Below are 15866 nucleotides of genomic sequence, written 5' to 3'. Positions count from 1 at the left end.
AAAGCCCACGCTCATAGGAAGATAGCCAAGTGACCGATCAGGCGATCCACGCAAAGAGCTACGTATGCACCCATGTGTTCGATGGTGCACGCCCGGTGCTGTACGTGACTCGTCCTGACGGCGACTGGTGCTTCCTTTGCGGAGGAGAGCATCCCGACAACGCGGACGCCTATCGGGTCGTCGGAATGAACCACGTTGTGGAGGATGATCGAACACTCATCGACGTGCTCGATCTGGACACCAACGAAGAAGCCGAACGTCGCTCTGTGGGTGACGACTGGGTTCGCTCGATGTGCGCACCTGACTGATGAAAGCGGGTCTTGCTCACAGGTGATTCTCTACTGCTTCCAGCCCTATTCGCGGGGGTGGTGGGGTTGGTCTTTGGGGAGTAGTGGTGGTGGTCGGGAGATGTAGGTGTGGCCGGTCGGGGTTGTCCAGACCGTCGTGTTGCCGTCGGGGGTGACCTTCCAACCGGGTAGGTGTTTGATCGTGTGGGATCTGGTGCAGAGGCCTTGACCGTTGGTGGCTGTGGATTCGCCGCCGTCGATGTGGGCGTGAATGTGGTCGTGCTGGCGAATCTTCAAATCGCAACCGGGTTGGCGGCAGCGTTGGTCGCGGGCTCTGATGTGGCTGGCGGTGGTGGTGTCGAAGTGGCGGCGGCGCGGTTCGCGCACGATGAGGGTGCCGTCGACGGGGTCGACGAGGAACCGGCGGATCCAGGCGTTGGGTGCGCCGGCGATGATGTCGTCAGCGACCGAGGGTGAGATGGGGCCGTAGCCTGCCAGGTCAACGGGTTCGCCGGTGTCTTGTCCGGTGAACGTCTCAGCGTCCATGACCAGGTGGACCTCGACGTTGGTGTCCTCCGCATACGACTGCCCGGTGACCCTCTCGACCAGTGTCTGGGTCATGATCTGCCCCAACGTACGCGGGTCCCCAGCCGCCCGCAGCGCTCGCGCGTGCTGGTCCAGCGCAGCGTGGGCGGCGACGATCTGCTCAGCCGGCCCACGTGCGTGCAAATGGGCGACACCATCGGTGTCGGGGAACAGCGACACCCGTTGGTCGGCGCGGTTGCGTTCGGCCCGGACGGCTGCCGCTTCGGCATCGATGCGGATGACAGCGCGAGCGGTGAGCCGGGCCGCCTCATGGCGGGTCAGCCCGACCAGCTGGGCAGCGATCTCCCCATCCAGAACGAGCAGGTCGTCGGCACTCAACGAGACCGATTCGTTGACGACGGCCCGGACCACCGGTTCGGACAGCTGCCCGGCCAGGAACAACACCTGGACCTCGGGCAGCCGTTCCACCCCGAGCGCGGTCCCGACCTGCGTGCCCGCAGCAGCCAGACCGACCGTCCTAGCCATGGAAATCTCACCGATCACCGAGATCGTCGGGTCCGGGCGGCCGACACCGGTCAACGCGACCCTGTCCGCGTGCAGGGCCGCGATCTGCGCCATCTGCTCGGCCTGCGCGGCGCTGATCGCCCGGTCCAGTGCGACGATCGCATCGATCCGGTTGGCCCCGAACCTCGGACCCCGGTCGGCACCGAAATCATGTCCCCGCACCTCGGCCAGCACGGCCTCAGGAGCGGTTTCGGTGAACATACTTCCAACCTAGACGCCACCACTGACACGTCTTTTCGGCTGCAATCCCGGCTGTGAACAAACCTCCGCGTCTAGCGGCGTTGCTTCCATTCCGGCAGGTTTCCCGTCCACCACATCACACCGTCTGCGTCCGCCTGCAGGCTGTCGTGGCGGCTCCCCAGTGGCTCTCCCAACTCGCCCACGAGGATCTCATCGACCACCCCCTCGATGGACCAGTCCGGCTCGACGCTCCGGCGCAAGCCCAGCCTGACGTCGGCATACATACGCGGCTGTCGATACACCAGACACAGCACGTCATTCCCCTCTGTCCAGGCTGCCTCGACCTCGGTCGCCCATTCCCCGCCCAAGGCGCTGATTCCCTCGAGGACGTGACTCAGCACCTCCTGCGCTCTCGATGACTGATTCACGACCACGCCCTCATAGACGACTCCACACTCACTCCAGGCTGGCGCGGAACCGCTGCATACCGGCGATCCAGTGATCCGCGTTGGCCGCCTTGCGGGCATACATCGCGCCGACGTCGGCGTGCGGGAGGGCGAAGAACGTCCCCGCGACCACGGCCTCCAGCAGCACGTCCGCGACCGCCAGCGGCGACAACGTCTCGCCCGCGGAGACGACCGACTTCATGCCGAGGCGCGCATCACCGACCGCGCTCGTCTCGCCCTCGACCAGCATGTCGGTGCGTACGCCCATGGGGCACAGACAGCAGACCTGCACGCCCCGATCGCCGTAGGTCGCAGCGAGCCACTCGGCGAAGCCAACCGCCGCGTGCTTGGTCGTCGAGTACGTCGGAGAGCCCAGCTGCGTCAGCAAGCCAGCCGCCGAGGCCGTGCTGACGAAACAACCCCTGCCCCGCGAGACCCAACCCGGCACCAGGGCACGCGCCGCGACCACGTGCGCCTTGACGTTGACGTCCCACGACAGCGCCCACTCGTCATCCGTGGCCTCGAGCCCGAAGCCCTTGAAGACGCCGGCGTTGGCGAAGTAGGCATCGACCTCACCAGCAGCCTCGATCAGCGCAGCCACGTGCGAGGCATCAGAAGCATCGCCCGCGACGTACGACACGCGTCCCGGGTGCGACGCCGACAAGCGCGCAGCCGTCTCCGCGAGCCGGTCGCCGTCGAGGTCGCCGATGACCACGGATGCGCCGCGCTCCAGCAGGCGCTGGGCGATCGCCTCACCGATGCCGCTCGCCGCGCCCGTGACGATCGTGCTGGCTCCGGAGAGCTCCATCGTCAGGCGTGCTTCTTGAGCTCGGCGCGCGCCAGCGAGTTCTTGTGCACCTCGTCGGGCCCGTCGGCGAACCGCAGCGTACGGATGCCGGCGAACCACTCGGCGAGCGGGAAGTCCTGGCTCAGGCCACCGGCGCCGTGCACCTGGATCGCCTTGTCGAGGATCCACTCCACGGTCTGCGGCGTCGCGATCTTGATGGCCTGGATCTCGGTGTGGGCGCCTCGGTTGCCGGCGGTGTCCATCAGCCATGCGGTCTTGAGCACCAGCAGTCGCAGCTGCTCGATGCGTACGCGCGACTCGGCGATCCAGTCGCGGACGACGCCCTGGTCGGCGATCGGCTTGCCGAACGCGACCCGGTCGAGCGCCCGCTTGCTCATCATCTCGACCGCACGTTCGGCGATGCCGAGCGACCGCATGCAGTGGTGGATACGGCCGGGTCCGAGGCGCGCCTGGGCGATCGCGAAGCCCTCACCCTCGGCGCCGATCAGGTTGCTTGCGGGCACGCGTACGTCCGTGAACGAGATCTCGGCGTGGCCGCCATGGTCACGGTCGTTGTAGCCGAAGACGTGCATCCCGCGCTCGATCTCGAAGCCGGGGGTGTCGCGCTCGACGAGGATCATCGACTGCTGGCGGTGCCGCTCGGCGGACGGGTCGGTCTTGCCCATCACGATGAAGATCTTGGCGTTCGGGTTCATCGCGCCGGTGATCCACCACTTGCGGCCGTTGATGACGTAGTCGTCACCGTCCTTGACGATCGCCGTCTCGATGTTGGTCGCGTCGGACGAGGCCACCTTGGGCTCCGTCATCGCGAACGACGACCGGATCTCGCCGGCGAGCAGCGGCTCGAGCCACTGCTTCTTCTGCTCCGGCGTGCCGAACATGTGCAGCACTTCCATGTTGCCCGTGTCGGGGGCCGCGCAGTTGACCGCAGCCGGGGCGAGCTGGATGCTGCGTCCGGTGATCTCGGCCAGGGGGGCGTACTGGAGATTCGTCAGCCCGGCACCCTCGTCGCCCGGGAGGAAGAAGTTCCACAGTCCGCGCTTCTTGGCCTCGGCCTGCAGGTCCTTGAGGATCGCCGGCGGCGACCAGGTGTCGTCCTTGATCGCGGCCTGCATCTGCTCGTGCGCCGTGGGCTCGGCCGGATAGATGACCTCGTCCATGAACGCTTCCATCTGACCGATGAGGTCCTGCGTCTTGGCGTCGTAGGAGAAGTCCATCTCAGGCACCTGCCATGACGTAGACGACCTCGGCGACGCAGGCGGGCTTGTCCGCACCGTCGATCTCGATCACGAAGCTGACGACCGCCTGGGTGCCGATCGCGATGTCGGACGTCTCCTTGAGCGTCGCGGTGGCGCGGAGCTTGGCGCCGACCGGGACGGGGTTGGGGAAGCGCAGCTTGTTGGCGCCGTAGTTCATGCCGAACGCCAGGCCGTTGATCGTGTAGATCTGCTCGGCGAACGCCGGCAGCAACGCCAACGTCAGGTAGCCGTGCGCGATCGTCCCGCCGAACGGCCCCGTGGCGGCGCGCTCGGGGTCGACGTGGATCCACTGGTGGTCGTGGGTCGCGTCCGCGAACGTGTCGACCTGCTCCTGCGTGATGGTCATCCAGTCGCTGGTGCCGAGCACCTCCCCGGCGGCTGCCTTGAAGTCGTCGAGACTGTCGAACACGCGTGGCATGAAGTACCTCCGGGGTCACTAAGCGCTTGCTTAGTCGGCACCCTAGTACGTTCGACAGTCCGCGCGCCAGAGGGGCCGCTTCCCCGACGCGGGCTAGGCTCCTGCCGCATGTGGGGACGCAAGCGGGAGACGGCACCGGCAGCCGGGGACGACGGCGAGGGCAGTGCGGGTCTGCGGCGTCTGGTGCTCTCGACCTCGCCGGCAGACCTCGGGCTCGCCGTCGATGCCGACCCCGACCGGGTCTACGGCGTGCTCATGGAGATCGGGTACGACGCCGCGGTCGTCACGATCGTCTCGCTGATCGACGGGACGACGAGCATGTACATCAGCACGGGCGGCGGCACGATCGGCGCAGGCGAGCACGAACCTGTCGCCGTGGCCACGCGCTCGTTCGTCGCGATGGCGCAGGTCTTCGTCGGGCAGAGCGAGCCCACCACGACCTTCGACCTGCCCGGTGCCGGTCGCGTGCGGTTCCAGCTGCTCACGGTCGGCGGCGGACGTACGGCCGAGGCGGCCGAGGACGATCTCGGCCGTGGGCGCCACCCGCTCTCCCCGCTGTTCCACGCCGGGCAGGACGTCATCACCCAGATCCGGCTGCTCAGCGAGCAACAGACCAGCTGACCGCCGCGGCCACCAGCAGCCCGATCGACACGACGTCGGCCCGGACGACCCGCTGCATCGCGGCGTTGAGGCCGGGATGGGCCCGGGCGACGACCAGGAACGCCACGTCACTGGCCAGCCCGGCACCGATCGCGTACGGCTGCAGGTCGTCGACGAACGCCCCGCCGAACAGCAGCGCCGCGAGCAGGCCGAACAGCACCGCCCGGTGCACCAGCAGCACAGCGAGGTCGGGGCCGTCGACTCGTACGTCGTACATCCGGGCCACGCGTGACGGACCGGCGACGCCGACCAACGGCAGCAGGTGGATCATCCCGGACAGCGCCAGCGCGACGGCGGCGACAACGCTCATGCCTCAGGCTCCCGCGTACGCCGACCCGTGTCCATGACCTCCGAGGTCACGCTCCGGCGACGCGGGCGATGATCGGCACGCAGCCCAGCAGGGCGGCGACGACCAGTGCCCAGCGGTCGAGTCGGGTCCATGGCGCAGGCTCCGCCCACGTACGGTCGTGGGCCGTCGCGAACCCCCGGGCGTCCATCGCGATCGAGGTCGCCGAAGCGCCGCGCAGGGCCTGGACGAGCAGCGCGAACGACATGTTGGCGGCATAGCCACCGTTCGCCAGGGGATTGCGGGACGGGCCGAAGCCGCGCACCCGGCGTACGCGCTCGAGCTGCTGCCACGCGAGCCCGAACCCGGTGAACTTCTGCAGCGCGCCGGCGAACGCGGCGATCAGCCGGGCGGGCAGGTGCAGGGTCTGGGCGAGGTGGTCGGCGAGTCGCGACGGGTCGACGTAACCAGCCATCACCGAGCCCGGACCGGCGAGCACGACGATCCGCAGTCCGGCAGTGACCGCCTCCTCGACGTCATGCCCGCCGAGACGCCACGTCGAGTACACGATCGTCACCGCCGCGATCGCGGTGAACCCCAGGCACACCAGGGGGTAGCGCCAGCCCGGCAGGAGCAACAGCCCCGCCACGACGTACGCGCCGAGGGCGATCAGCGCGACCGGCAGGCTGCGGATCCAGAACGAGCCGAGCAGCGAGAACAGCCCGACCGAGAGCTGCACCAGCGGGTTGGCCCGCAGCACGACACTTCTCATTGCAGCACCCCGTCTCGCATGCGGTGCTCGACGTCGAGCGGCAGGTCGGCGTCATGGGTCGACAACGCGACGGTCGCCCCGGCGGAGCGCGCCGCGGCGATCCAGCCGACCACTGCCGCCCACGTCGAGGGGTCCTGGCCGACCGTCGGCTCGTCGAGCAGCACGACCCCGGGGCGGTGTGCCAGCGCCGCCGCGAGGGCCAGCCGGCGCTGCTCTCCGCCCGACAGCCGATACGGGTTGGACGTCGCGAAGCGGCCCAGCCCGAAGACCTCGAGCACCCGGTCGACGTCGACCTCGCGTCCGAGCTTCCGAGCCGTGTGACGCACCTCGTCGCCGACCGTCGAGGTCAGGAATCCGTGCTCCGGGTTCTGCGGCACCCAGCCGACGGCCCCGGCGAGCCGGCGCGACCGCCATCGGCGCAGCTCAGGGGTCACCATCCCGCCGCCGGGCTTGAGCAGGCCGCCGAGCACGGCCAGTGCGGTCGACTTCCCGGCACCGCTCGGTCCGGTGAATGCCGTCGTACGACCGGGGCTGATCGCGGCGGTCAGGTCCGTGAGCGCCTGGGTCCGCTGCGTGCCGCGGAGCGTACGGGTGACGAGCTCGACCGACACCTCGGTGGCGGCGATCGACAGCGCCTCGGCGTCGGGCCGGACGAGGTCGGCCGGCACGTCCAGCGGTGCCGGCGTCGGCATCCCCGGCATCCAGACGCCGGCCGGCGCAGGCCCGTCGAGGAATGCCCGCACGGTGCCGTCGCTCACGATCGCGCCCTCGGCCGACAGCACGACGACTCGATCGACGTGATCGAGCCACGGCTCGATGCGGTGCTCGACGATCAACAACGTACGACCCTCAGCGGCCGACAGGATCGCGTCGCGCACGCTGGCGGAGGTGTCGCCGTCGAGCATCGAGGTCGGCTCGTCGAGCAGCAGCACGTCGGGGCGCATCGCGAGCACGCCCGCGAGCGCGAGCCGCTGCTGCTCGCCGCCGGACAGAGCGGCGCAGAAGTGGTCCCGCCCGTACGTCAGGCCGACCGACGCCAGAGCCTCGTCGACCCGCGACCAGATCTCGTCGCGGGACATGCCGGCGTTCTCCGGCCCGAACGCCACGTCGCGGCCCATGCGCTCGGCGACGATTGCGTCGGCGGGGTTCTGCAGGAGCAGACCCAGCCGTCCCTCGACCTGGGCCGTGCCGCTCAGCTCACCCGCGATCGTCGTGCCGAGAGCCCCCGCCAAGCCGTGGAGGAGCGTCGACTTGCCGGCGCCACTCGGGCCCATCAGCAGCACCCGCTCGCCGGCCTCGATCGTGAGATCGAGCCCGGCGACGACGGGGTCGCGCCGGCCGAGCGGGCGCCACGTGAAGCCCTCGAAGCGGGCCCCACCCAGGCTCACCTAGACCTCGGTGACCTGTTCGCGGCCCGCCGGGAACGCGTCGAGGACACCGGCCTTCGCCAGGGCCTTCACGAGGTAGAAGCCACCGACACCGGCGATGACCGCGCCCGACACCGCGAAGAAGCCGAGGTAGGCGAGCTTGTAGCCCATGTCCCAGTCGGTCCAGTACGAGTTCCACTCGTAGACCGACTCGAACGTGGCGGCGAGCGCACCGGCGGCCGCCGCGACGACGACGCCGAAGCGCCGGTAGAAGATCAGCAGGAAGATGACCTCGGCGCCGAGCCCCTGCCAGAAGCCGGACGCGAAGACGCTGAAGCCCCACTGCGTGCCGCCGGCGATGAACGTCGAGACGGCAGCGGCGAGGAACTCGGTGGCGAATGCCGCACCGGGCTTGCGGACGATCAGTCCGCCGACGACCCCGGCGATGAGCCATGGGCCGGCGAGCAGGCCCGAGCTCGGGGGATACGAGAACACCGCCAGGCCGCTGAGCGGCTCGTAGAGCTTCCCCCAGCCCCAGAAGATGACGCCGAACGCGACTGCGAGCGTGGTGATGGTGACCAGGTCGATCGTGCGGTAATGCACGTGGAACCTGGTCCTGGACGTGGTTGCAGAACTCATCGTGACTCCCTTCGCCGGTACTAACCGGTGCAGGTTCAAGGGTCTGCGGCTGATCCGCACTCTCAGCGCCCTCTGCGTGGCGCTCCCCTGTCTTGGTGACTCGACTGTACCGCTATCTCCCCGTGAGCTTGTCGCCCAGTCGCGCCAGGCGGCTCGGGCGGGCCAGGCCGTTGCTCTCGCGGCGGTCCGCCTCGCGGTAGAGGCCGTACATCGCGCGTACGCCCAGCCAGCGCAGCGGCTCGGGCTCCCACCGGCGTACGTCCCGGTTGACCCACGGGAGGCGTACGAGGTCGGAGTCGCGGCCCAGCACCAGGTCGGCGAGCGTCTGGCCCGCGAGGTTGGTCGTGGTGAGCCCGCTGCCGACGTAGCCGCCCGCCCACCCGAGCCCCGTCGAGGCCTCGAACGTCACGCTCGCGCACCAGTCACGGGGCACCCCGAGGACGCCGCACCACGCATGGTCGATCCTTGCCTCGCTCGCGGCCGGGAACATCCCGTGCAGGATCGAGGTCAGCGAATCGACGGTCCAGTCCTGGGTGCGACCGTCGACGTCGGTCGCCGAGCCGAAGCGGTACGGGATGCCCCGTCCGCCCAGCGCGATGCGACCGTCGGCCGTCCGCTGGGCGTAGCAGTACGCATTCGCGTTGTCGCCGAGCAGCTCGGCCCCGCGCCAGCCGATCGCGTCCCACACCGCGTCGCCCAGCGGCTCGGTCACGATCATCGCGGAGTTCATCGGCAACCACGTGCGGCGCTGCCCGCGGATGCCCGCGGTGTAGCCCTCGAGGCAGCGCAGGATGCGCCCGGCCGTCACACGACCGCGCTCCGTCTTCACGACGCCGGGCTCGATGCTGGTCGCCCTGGTCTGCTCGAGGATGCGTACGCCACGACGCTCGACCGCAGCCGCAACCCCGGCCACGAGCTTGGCCGGCTGCACGCGGGCGCAGTGTGGGCTGAACGTCGCACCGAGCGCACCCTCGACGTGCAGCCGGTCGCCCAGCTCGCCGCCGGTCAGCTCGCGCTGGTGGCTCTCGCCGATGCCCCAGGCGCGATCGCTCAGGAGCCCTCCGTGCATCCGCTTGAGCTGGGCCGCGGAACGGGCGACGTAGAGGACACCGTGCTTCACGACGTCCGCATCGATCCCTTCGGCGCGACAGACCTCGATCACCTCGTCGACCGCCGACTCCATCGACGAGACGAGCGCCTGAACGCCCTCGCGCCCGTGCGTCGCGGCGTACCGCTCCTTGCTGCCCGAGAGCTCGGCCGACAGCCAGCCGCCGTTGCGGCCCGAGGCGCCATATCCGGCGAACTCTGCCTCGAGCACCACGATGTCGAGGTCCGGGTCAAGAGCCGACAGGTAGTAGGCCGTCCAGAGCCCGGTGAGCCCGGCGCCGACGATGCAGACGTCGCAGTCGAGATCGCCGTCGAGGCCGGGGCGCGGCTCCGGGATGCCGACCTGCTGCCACCAGAACGAGACGCCGCCGTTGATCACGCTTCCATGCTGACACCAACCGTGGCTAGCGTGGCGGCATGACCACCGCTGAGGACCTGCTGCTGATCGTCACGGACCCTGGGAGCGGCAAGGCTCAGCTCGACTCGATGAAGGCCGACCCCGTGATCGGCGGCGCCCACCTGCTCGACCTGGTCACCGCCGGCCGGCTCTCGCTCGACGGCCAGGGTCGCAGGGCGCGCGTCGTCGTCTCGAGCCACACCCCGGTCGGCGATCCGGTCCTCGACCAGGCCTTCGCCCGCATCCGCAACCGCGGCCGCCAGACGCCACAGAACGCGGTCACCCGGCTCGGCAAGCAGGGCCGCAAGCACGTCTACGCCGCCCTGGTGGCCAAGCGACAGATGCAGCAGCGGCCGGCCAAGGCACTCGGGATCTTCCCCCTGAGCCGCTACGACGTCGTCGACACCGCGCGGCGCAACGACCTCGTCAACCGGGTCCGCGCCAGCCTGCTCCACGACCAGCCGGCCGATGCCGAGACCGGCCCGCTGATCGGGCTGCTGGCCGCCGCCGACCTGACGAAGCTGCTGGTCGACAAGTCCGAGCGCAAGCTGGCCAAGCAACGCGCCAAGGTCATCGCCGAGGGCGACTGGGCCAGCGAGGGCGTACGCAAGGCGATCCAGGCGGCCCAGTCCGCCGTCACCGCAGGCATCATGGTCGCCGCCACAGCCGGCGCAGCCGGCTCGAGCTGACCCGCGGCTTCGACGCGTACGACACAATGTGCGCATGTCCGTGCGCACACCTGATCCCAATCCGGGCTGGCTCCCGGACTTCGCCCTGGACGAGACCCGGGCCCGCGTCCCGATCCTCTACGTCGAGGCTGTCCCCGTCCGCATCAACGCGCTCGGTCAGGTCGAGTCGATCGGCATCCTGCTGCGCGGCTCGTCGACGACCGGCGTCATGACCCGCACCCTGGTGTCCGGCCGCGTCATGCACGGCGAGTCCGTGCGCGAGGCGCTGCTGCGCAACCTCGCCAAGGACCTCGGCCCGACGGCGTTCCCGCAGCTGCCGGCGTCGACCGTGCCGTTCTCGGTCGCCGAGTACTTCCCGCTGCCGGGCGTCTCGACGCTCTACGACCCCAGACAGCATGCGGTGTCCCTCGCGTACGTCGTGCCGGTCAGCGGTGAGTGCAACCCGCGGCAGGACGCCCTCGAGCTGACCTGGCTGACGCCCGAGGAGGCCGCGAACCCCGAGGTGCTCGCCGACATGGAGGGCGGCCGCGGCGCGCTGCTCAAGGAAGCCCTGGCGTCGGTCGGCGCCCTGCCCCAGTGACCGACCTGCGGATCCGGCCCGCCACGCCGGACGACCTCGAGGCGATCCTCGCGCTGACGGCAGAGGACTCGATGCACTACTACGACGAGCCGGCCGAGATCACCGCCAACCAGCGAGCGGCGATCGACGAGATCATCGCCGACCAGCACCAGGACCTGCTCGTCGGTGAGCTCGACGGCGCCGTCGTCTGCACCGCGCAGGTCACCTGGATGCGGATGCTCGCCGCTGACGGTGGCCTCTACTGCCAGGTCGAGGCCGTGCGGACCTCGGCGGCGCGACGCGGTCAAGGCATCGGCGCGACCCTCATGGCGTACATCGAGGACGAGGCCCGCCGCCGCGGAGCCGCGCGGATGCAGCTGACGACCAACCGCGACCGCGTACGGGCGCATGCGTTCTACGAGCGGCTCGGGTTCGTCGGCAGCCACGTCGGCATGAAGAAGTACCTCTGAACCATCACGCACCTTGCGCTTGTCGAAAGGTCCTTTCGACTAGTTCAATGACCGATGCGGTAGTCTGCATATTGAGACGATTCGTATCAGGATGTGGACATGGCCGAACAGCGAGCACCCAACCGCTGGCTCATGCTCGGCGTCTCGATGCTGGGCCAGATCGCCGGGACGATCTATGTCAATGGCGCGCCGTTCCTCATCCCTTACCTGCACCTCGAGCGCGGCCTGAGCCTCGTCGAGGCCGGCACGATCGCCGCCGCACCGCTGACCGGCACGATGTTCACGCTCGTCGTGTGGGGTCTCATCGTCGACCGCATCGGCGAACGGGCGTCGATGACCGCCGGCCTGGCGATCGTCACGATCGGCGCCCTGGGCGCGAGCCAGAGCGACTCGTTGCTGGGTCTCGGCCTGTGGTTCCTGGTCGGTGGCATCGGCGCGGGCAGCACCAACTCGGCGAGCGGCCGTGTCGTCGTCGGCTGGTTCCCGGCGCACCGCCGCGGCACCGCGATGGGCATCCGGCAGACCGGACTGCCCCTTGGCGTGGGCCTCGCCGCCCTGCTCGTCCCCAACGTGGTCAAGGCCCACGGCCTGTCGACGACCTTGCTCCTGATCACCGCGATCTGCGCCGCTGCCACGGTCCTGTGCGCCGTCCTGATCGTCGACCCGCCGCGGCCCACCCGCAGCCAGGCGGCCGACCTCGGACACCTCGACAACCCGTACACCCGCGACTCCCGGCTCTGGCGCATCCACCTCGCCTCGGCACTGCTGGTCGTCCCCCAGTTCACGGTGTGGACCTACATGTTGGTGTGGCTCATCGACGACAAGGGCTGGTCGACGTTCGCCGCCAGCGCCCTGGTCGCGTCGACGCAGCTGCTCGGGGCGGCCGGCCGGATCGGCGCCGGGTGGTGGTCGGACCGCGTCGGCAGCCGCCTCGGACCCATGCGCACGGTCGCGATCGCGGCGGCCGCGACGATGCTGTCGCTGGGGCTGCTGTCCGGCACCCCGCTGGCGATCGCCCTCATCGTCATCGCCACGGCCGTGACGGTCGCCGACAACGGTCTCGCCTTCACCGCGGTCGCCGAGATCGGCGGGCCGTACTGGTCCGGGCGAGCCATGGGCCTGCAGAACACCGGGCAGTACATCGCCTCGGCCCTGGTCCCGCCGTTCGTCGGCGCACTCGTCTCCGGCCGCGGTTACGGGTTCGCGTTCGCCCTGGTCGCGGTGTTCCCCCTGCTGGCGATCCCGTTGGTCCCGGTCCGCGGGGAGCACGCCCAATAGTCCCTGTGACGTACGCCGCACCATCCTCGCTTTGGCTGGCCTAACTGAGCATCATGGTTACTGACGGGTTAATGTCAGCCGTACTGTCACGGTTCGAAGGGGCTCCCATGCGTGTCGTCGCCATAGTCGTGTCACTTGCCATCACCGCGGTCGCGGTGGCGCTGGCAGTGAAGGCCGTCAAGGACATGGTCGCCGTGATCCGCACGGGTCAGCCCGCGATCGGGCGTACGGACAACAAGGGAGCGCGCTGGGCCAACATGTTCAAGGAGACGCTGGGCCACACCCGCATGCTCCAGTGGACGTGGATCGGCATCATGCACTGGTTCGTGTTCGCCGGGTTCATCTACCTGAGCTCGATGGTGCTGGGCGCCTACTTCCAGATCTTCGACGCACACCAGGCGCTGCCGATCATCGGCCACTGGGTCGTCTACGAGTGGCCCGCCGAGCTCCTGTCGTGGCTCACCCTCATCGGCATCGTCTTCCTGATCGCCGTACGCCAGAAGAACCACCCGCGCAGCCTCGGCCGCAAGTCGCGGTTCTTCGGCTCGACGTTCTGGCAGGCCTACTTCGTCGAGACCATCATCTTCGTCGTCGTGCTGTGCGGCTTCACGCTGCGCACCCTCGAGTACGCCATGGAGAAGGCGCACGGCGCAGACGACCTCACGTTCCACTACCCGATGACGTTCTTCCTCGGCGACCTGTGGGACGGCCTCTCGGTCGACACGATGGAGAACCTCGTCTACATCATCGCGATGATCAAGATCATCGTGTCGATGACGTGGCTCATCACGATCGCCCGCAACATCACGATGGGCGTCGCCTGGCACCGTTTCACCGCGTGGTTCAACATCTGGTTCAAGCGCGAGTCCGACGGCTCCACCGCCCTGGGCGGCCTCGAGCCGATCTACATCAAGGGCAAGGCGCTCGACCTCGAGGACATGGACGACCTCGAGGAGGAGGACTTCGCCAAGCTCGGCGTCGGCAAGGTCGAGGACTTCACCTGGAAGGGCATCCTCGACTTCACGACGTGCACCGAGTGCGGTCGCTGCCAGAGCCAGTGCCCCGCCTGGAACACCGAGAAGCCACTGTCACCCAAGCTCCTCATGATGGGTCTGCGCGACCACGCGTACGCCAAGCTGCCGATCCTCGGCCAGGACGAGGAGACGCTGACCGACGAGCAGAAGACCGAGCTCGAGCGTCCGCTGATCGGCAACGCCGAGGCGTACGGCGTCATCGACCCCGACGTGCTGTGGTCCTGCACCAACTGCGGCGCCTGCGTGCAGCAGTGCCCCGTCGACATCGAGCACGTCGACCACATCGACGACATGCGGCGCTTCCAGGTGCTCGTCGAGTCCAACTTCCCCGCCGAGCTCAACAACATCTTCAAGGGCCTCGAGCGCAAGGGGAACCCCTGGGGCATGGACCCCAAGGGCCGCATGGACTGGGCCAAGAAGCTCGACTTCGAGGTCAAGCAGGTCGGCGTCGACGTCGAGGACCTTGACGAGGTCGAGTGGCTGTTCTGGGTCGGCTGCGCCGGCGCGTTCGAGGACCGGGCCAAGAAGACGACGCAGGCCGTCGCCGAGCTGCTCGACATGGCGGGCGTGACGTTCGCGGTGCTGGGCGACGGTGAGACCTGCACCGGCGATCCCGCCCGCCGTGCGGGCAACGAGATCGTCTTCCAGCAGCTCGCGATGCAGAACGCCGAGGTGTTCAAGGAGACCAAGGTCAAGAAGGTCGTCTCGACCTGCGCGCACTGCTTCAACACGCTCAAGAACGAGTACGCCGAGTTCGGCGTCGAGCTCGAGGTCGTGCACCACACACAACTGCTCAACCGGCTCGTTCGCGAGGGCAAGCTGACCCCGGTCGCGCCCACGGCGGAGACCGAGACCAAGAAGATCACCTACCACGACCCGTGCTTCCTGGGCCGGCACAACCAGGTGTACGAGCCGCCGCGCGAGCTGCTCAGCGTCATCCCCGGTGCCGAGTTCACCGAGATGCCCCGCAACTCCGAGAAGTCGTTCTGCTGCGGCGCCGGTGGTGCCCGCATGTGGATGGAGGAGACCCTCGGCTCGCGGATCAACGTCAACCGCACCGAGGAGGCCATCGCCACTGGCGCCGACCAGATCGCCGTCGGCTGCCCGTTCTGCCGCGTGATGCTGTCCGACGGCCTGACGCTCAAGCAGTCCGAAGGCGCTGCCCGCGAGGAGGTCGAGGTGCTCGACGTCGCGCAGATGCTGCTCGCCGGCGTCAAACGTGCACCGTCACCCGAGGAGACCGCTGCGGTCGTCGCCGAGGCCGAGGCCGCGACGTCTGCCGAGGCGGAGGCCGCGACCGACGCGCCGGCCGGCCCGTCGTCAGGCTCGGGCGGACCTGACACCGTCACCGACACCGACAAGGCCGCCGCAGCAGCCCACAACATCGACGTCGACGACGAGGGCTCCCGTACGGGCGACGCCCCCGAGGCACGCTCCGACGACAACGCCCCGGCCGCCCCGGAGCCGGTCGAGGCGGAAGCGCCGGAGCCCGAGGCCAAGGCCGATCCCGCCGAGGAGGCGGAGCCCGACGCCGAGGACAAGGCCGACGAGTCGCTCAGCAAGACCGAGGACGTCGGACCCGCCGCCGAGGCGACCGAGACGGTCGAGGACGCACCGGCTGACGACGCTTCGACCGGCTCGACGTCCGACGAGGCAGAGGAGCCGGCGGACGACCGCGACGCCAGCGAGAAGGAGCAGGCCGCTTGGGCCAACGTCGGCCCGGTCAACACCGACCTGACCCCGTCCGACGACGCAGCCCCGCGGGCATCCGACAAGGATCCCGGCGACACGACCGACCCGGAGACCGAGCTCGTCCCTGAGGAGTCCGACGACGAGCCGGAGCTGCCGGCGACCAAGGACCCCGACGAGATGCCCGCCGAGACGGTCACGGACGTGCCCGACGAGACCGAGCCCGTCGAGGAGGACGCCCGCGAGGAGGAGGCAGGCATCATCGCGGTCGAGGACGTCGAGTCCACCGCCGATCCGGTGTCCGAGGATGCCGCACCGCTGACCGACGCCAACCCCAGCGGCGCCGACCTCAGCAAGGCTGCCGGTGCGGGCGACACGGACGACGACGAGGACGAGCAGCCCACGTCGTAG

The 15866-nt window shown here is 69.3% G+C and carries 17 protein-coding genes and 1 riboswitch; of the genes, 7 read left to right on the top strand and 10 right to left on the bottom strand.

Features of this window, described 5'->3' with window-relative positions:
* Positions 1-29 precede the first annotated feature (29 nt).
* Complete coding sequence (locus tag ASC61_RS19705; RefSeq protein ID WP_157439426.1) at positions 30-308, top strand: hypothetical protein; 279 nt, start codon at positions 30-32, stop codon at positions 306-308.
* A 45-nt stretch (positions 309-353) separates the two neighbouring features.
* Here the strand turns inward: ASC61_RS19705 and ASC61_RS08260 are convergent, their stop codons facing one another.
* The 5 genes from ASC61_RS08260 to ASC61_RS08240 form a co-directional block, all read right to left on the bottom strand.
* On the bottom strand, positions 354-1598 hold the full coding sequence (locus ASC61_RS08260; protein WP_056210842.1) for an HNH endonuclease signature motif containing protein: 1245 nt from the start codon (positions 1596-1598) through the stop codon (positions 354-356).
* A 71-nt stretch (positions 1599-1669) separates the two neighbouring features.
* The gene (locus tag ASC61_RS08255; RefSeq protein WP_157439425.1) at positions 1670-2005 is read right to left on the bottom strand and encodes a hypothetical protein; all 336 of its coding nucleotides are present in this window, start codon (positions 2003-2005) and stop codon (positions 1670-1672) included.
* A gap of 28 nt (positions 2006-2033) precedes the next feature.
* The gene (locus ASC61_RS08250) at positions 2034-2831 is read right to left on the bottom strand and encodes an SDR family oxidoreductase (RefSeq protein WP_056210835.1); all 798 of its coding nucleotides are present in this window, start codon (positions 2829-2831) and stop codon (positions 2034-2036) included.
* A 2-nt stretch (positions 2832-2833) separates the two neighbouring features.
* Positions 2834-4048 carry an acyl-CoA dehydrogenase family protein gene (locus tag ASC61_RS08245; RefSeq protein WP_056210834.1) on the bottom strand — a complete coding sequence of 405 codons (1215 nt, stop codon included), beginning with the start codon at positions 4046-4048 and terminating at the stop codon, positions 2834-2836.
* Position 4049: 1 nt separating this feature from the next.
* Positions 4050-4508 carry a MaoC family dehydratase gene (locus tag ASC61_RS08240; RefSeq protein WP_056210833.1) on the bottom strand — a complete coding sequence of 153 codons (459 nt, stop codon included), beginning with the start codon at positions 4506-4508 and terminating at the stop codon, positions 4050-4052.
* 108 nt (positions 4509-4616) lie between these two features.
* Between ASC61_RS08240 and ASC61_RS08235 the strand changes: the two genes are divergently transcribed.
* Positions 4617-5129 (top strand): hypothetical protein, encoded by a 513-nt coding sequence (locus ASC61_RS08235; RefSeq protein ID WP_056210832.1) that lies wholly within the window; start codon positions 4617-4619, stop codon positions 5127-5129.
* On the opposite strand, the gene ASC61_RS08230 is transcribed toward ASC61_RS08235, so the two are convergent.
* The 5 genes from ASC61_RS08230 to ASC61_RS08210 form a co-directional block, all read right to left on the bottom strand.
* Complete coding sequence (locus ASC61_RS08230; protein WP_056210831.1) at positions 5107-5478, bottom strand: hypothetical protein; 372 nt, start codon at positions 5476-5478, stop codon at positions 5107-5109. The genes ASC61_RS08235 and ASC61_RS08230 overlap by 23 nt on opposite strands.
* Positions 5479-5524: 46 nt before the next feature.
* On the bottom strand, positions 5525-6226 hold the full coding sequence (locus tag ASC61_RS08225) for an energy-coupling factor transporter transmembrane component T family protein (protein ID WP_157439424.1): 702 nt from the start codon (positions 6224-6226) through the stop codon (positions 5525-5527).
* Positions 6223-7614, bottom strand: coding sequence for an ABC transporter ATP-binding protein (locus ASC61_RS08220; protein WP_056210829.1), 1392 nt, complete (start codon positions 7612-7614; stop codon positions 6223-6225). Before ASC61_RS08220 ends, ASC61_RS08225 begins: the two co-directional genes overlap by 4 nt.
* The gene (locus ASC61_RS08215) at positions 7615-8232 is read right to left on the bottom strand and encodes an ECF transporter S component (protein WP_056210828.1); all 618 of its coding nucleotides are present in this window, start codon (positions 8230-8232) and stop codon (positions 7615-7617) included. It lies immediately after the preceding gene.
* Positions 8222-8331, bottom strand: a riboswitch (TPP riboswitch). (Overlaps the previous gene by 11 nt.)
* A 13-nt stretch (positions 8332-8344) precedes the next feature.
* The gene (locus tag ASC61_RS08210; RefSeq protein WP_056210827.1) at positions 8345-9718 is read right to left on the bottom strand and encodes an NAD(P)/FAD-dependent oxidoreductase; all 1374 of its coding nucleotides are present in this window, start codon (positions 9716-9718) and stop codon (positions 8345-8347) included.
* A gap of 38 nt (positions 9719-9756) precedes the next feature.
* On the opposite strand from ASC61_RS08210, the gene ASC61_RS08205 reads away from it, so the two are divergent.
* From ASC61_RS08205 to ASC61_RS08185, 5 genes are all read left to right on the top strand, one after another.
* Positions 9757-10425, top strand: a complete 669-nt coding sequence (locus tag ASC61_RS08205) for a GOLPH3/VPS74 family protein (protein WP_056210826.1) — start codon at positions 9757-9759, stop codon at positions 10423-10425.
* 34 nt (positions 10426-10459) lie between these two features.
* A complete protein-coding gene (locus ASC61_RS08200) occupies positions 10460-11005 on the top strand; it encodes an NUDIX hydrolase family protein (RefSeq protein ID WP_056210825.1) in 546 nt (181 codons plus the stop codon).
* Positions 11002-11454, top strand: a complete 453-nt coding sequence (locus ASC61_RS08195; protein ID WP_056210824.1) for a GNAT family N-acetyltransferase — start codon at positions 11002-11004, stop codon at positions 11452-11454. The genes ASC61_RS08200 and ASC61_RS08195 overlap by 4 nt, the downstream gene beginning before the upstream one ends.
* 99 nt (positions 11455-11553) lie before the next feature.
* Positions 11554-12732, top strand: coding sequence for an MFS transporter (locus tag ASC61_RS08190; protein ID WP_056210823.1), 1179 nt, complete (start codon positions 11554-11556; stop codon positions 12730-12732).
* A 107-nt stretch (positions 12733-12839) separates the two neighbouring features.
* Complete coding sequence (locus ASC61_RS08185) at positions 12840-15866, top strand: heterodisulfide reductase-related iron-sulfur binding cluster (protein WP_056210822.1); 3027 nt, start codon at positions 12840-12842, stop codon at positions 15864-15866.

Source organism: Aeromicrobium sp. Root344 (assembly GCF_001425755.1).
Classification (GTDB): Bacteria; Actinomycetota; Actinomycetes; order Propionibacteriales; family Nocardioidaceae; genus Aeromicrobium.
Note: the sequence above shows the minus strand (reverse complement) of the source record. Positions and strands in the feature narration are given on the sequence as shown.

What these genes read in the sequence shown, in the direction of transcription:
- ASC61_RS08200 (WP_056210825.1), top strand. Translation starts at nt 10,460, where the DNA reads ATGTCCGTGCGCACACCTGATCCCAATCCGGGCTGGCTCCCGGACTTC.
- ASC61_RS08205 (WP_056210826.1), top strand. Translation starts at nt 9,757, where the DNA reads ATGACCACCGCTGAGGACCTGCTGCTGATCGTCACGGACCCTGGGAGC.
- ASC61_RS08215 (WP_056210828.1), bottom strand. Translation starts at nt 8,232, where the DNA reads ATGAGTTCTGCAACCACGTCCAGGACCAGGTTCCACGTGCATTACCGC.
- ASC61_RS08235 (WP_056210832.1), top strand. Translation starts at nt 4,617, where the DNA reads ATGTGGGGACGCAAGCGGGAGACGGCACCGGCAGCCGGGGACGACGGC.
- ASC61_RS08190 (WP_056210823.1), top strand. Translation starts at nt 11,554, where the DNA reads ATGGCCGAACAGCGAGCACCCAACCGCTGGCTCATGCTCGGCGTCTCG.
- ASC61_RS08245 (WP_056210834.1), bottom strand. Translation starts at nt 4,048, where the DNA reads ATGGACTTCTCCTACGACGCCAAGACGCAGGACCTCATCGGTCAGATG.
- ASC61_RS08260 (WP_056210842.1), bottom strand. Translation starts at nt 1,598, where the DNA reads ATGTTCACCGAAACCGCTCCTGAGGCCGTGCTGGCCGAGGTGCGGGGA.
- ASC61_RS08185 (WP_056210822.1), top strand. Translation starts at nt 12,840, where the DNA reads ATGCGTGTCGTCGCCATAGTCGTGTCACTTGCCATCACCGCGGTCGCG.
- ASC61_RS08230 (WP_056210831.1), bottom strand. Translation starts at nt 5,478, where the DNA reads ATGAGCGTTGTCGCCGCCGTCGCGCTGGCGCTGTCCGGGATGATCCAC.
- ASC61_RS08250 (WP_056210835.1), bottom strand. Translation starts at nt 2,831, where the DNA reads ATGGAGCTCTCCGGAGCCAGCACGATCGTCACGGGCGCGGCGAGCGGC.
- ASC61_RS08240 (WP_056210833.1), bottom strand. Translation starts at nt 4,508, where the DNA reads ATGCCACGCGTGTTCGACAGTCTCGACGACTTCAAGGCAGCCGCCGGG.
- ASC61_RS08225 (WP_157439424.1), bottom strand. Translation starts at nt 6,226, where the DNA reads ATGAGAAGTGTCGTGCTGCGGGCCAACCCGCTGGTGCAGCTCTCGGTC.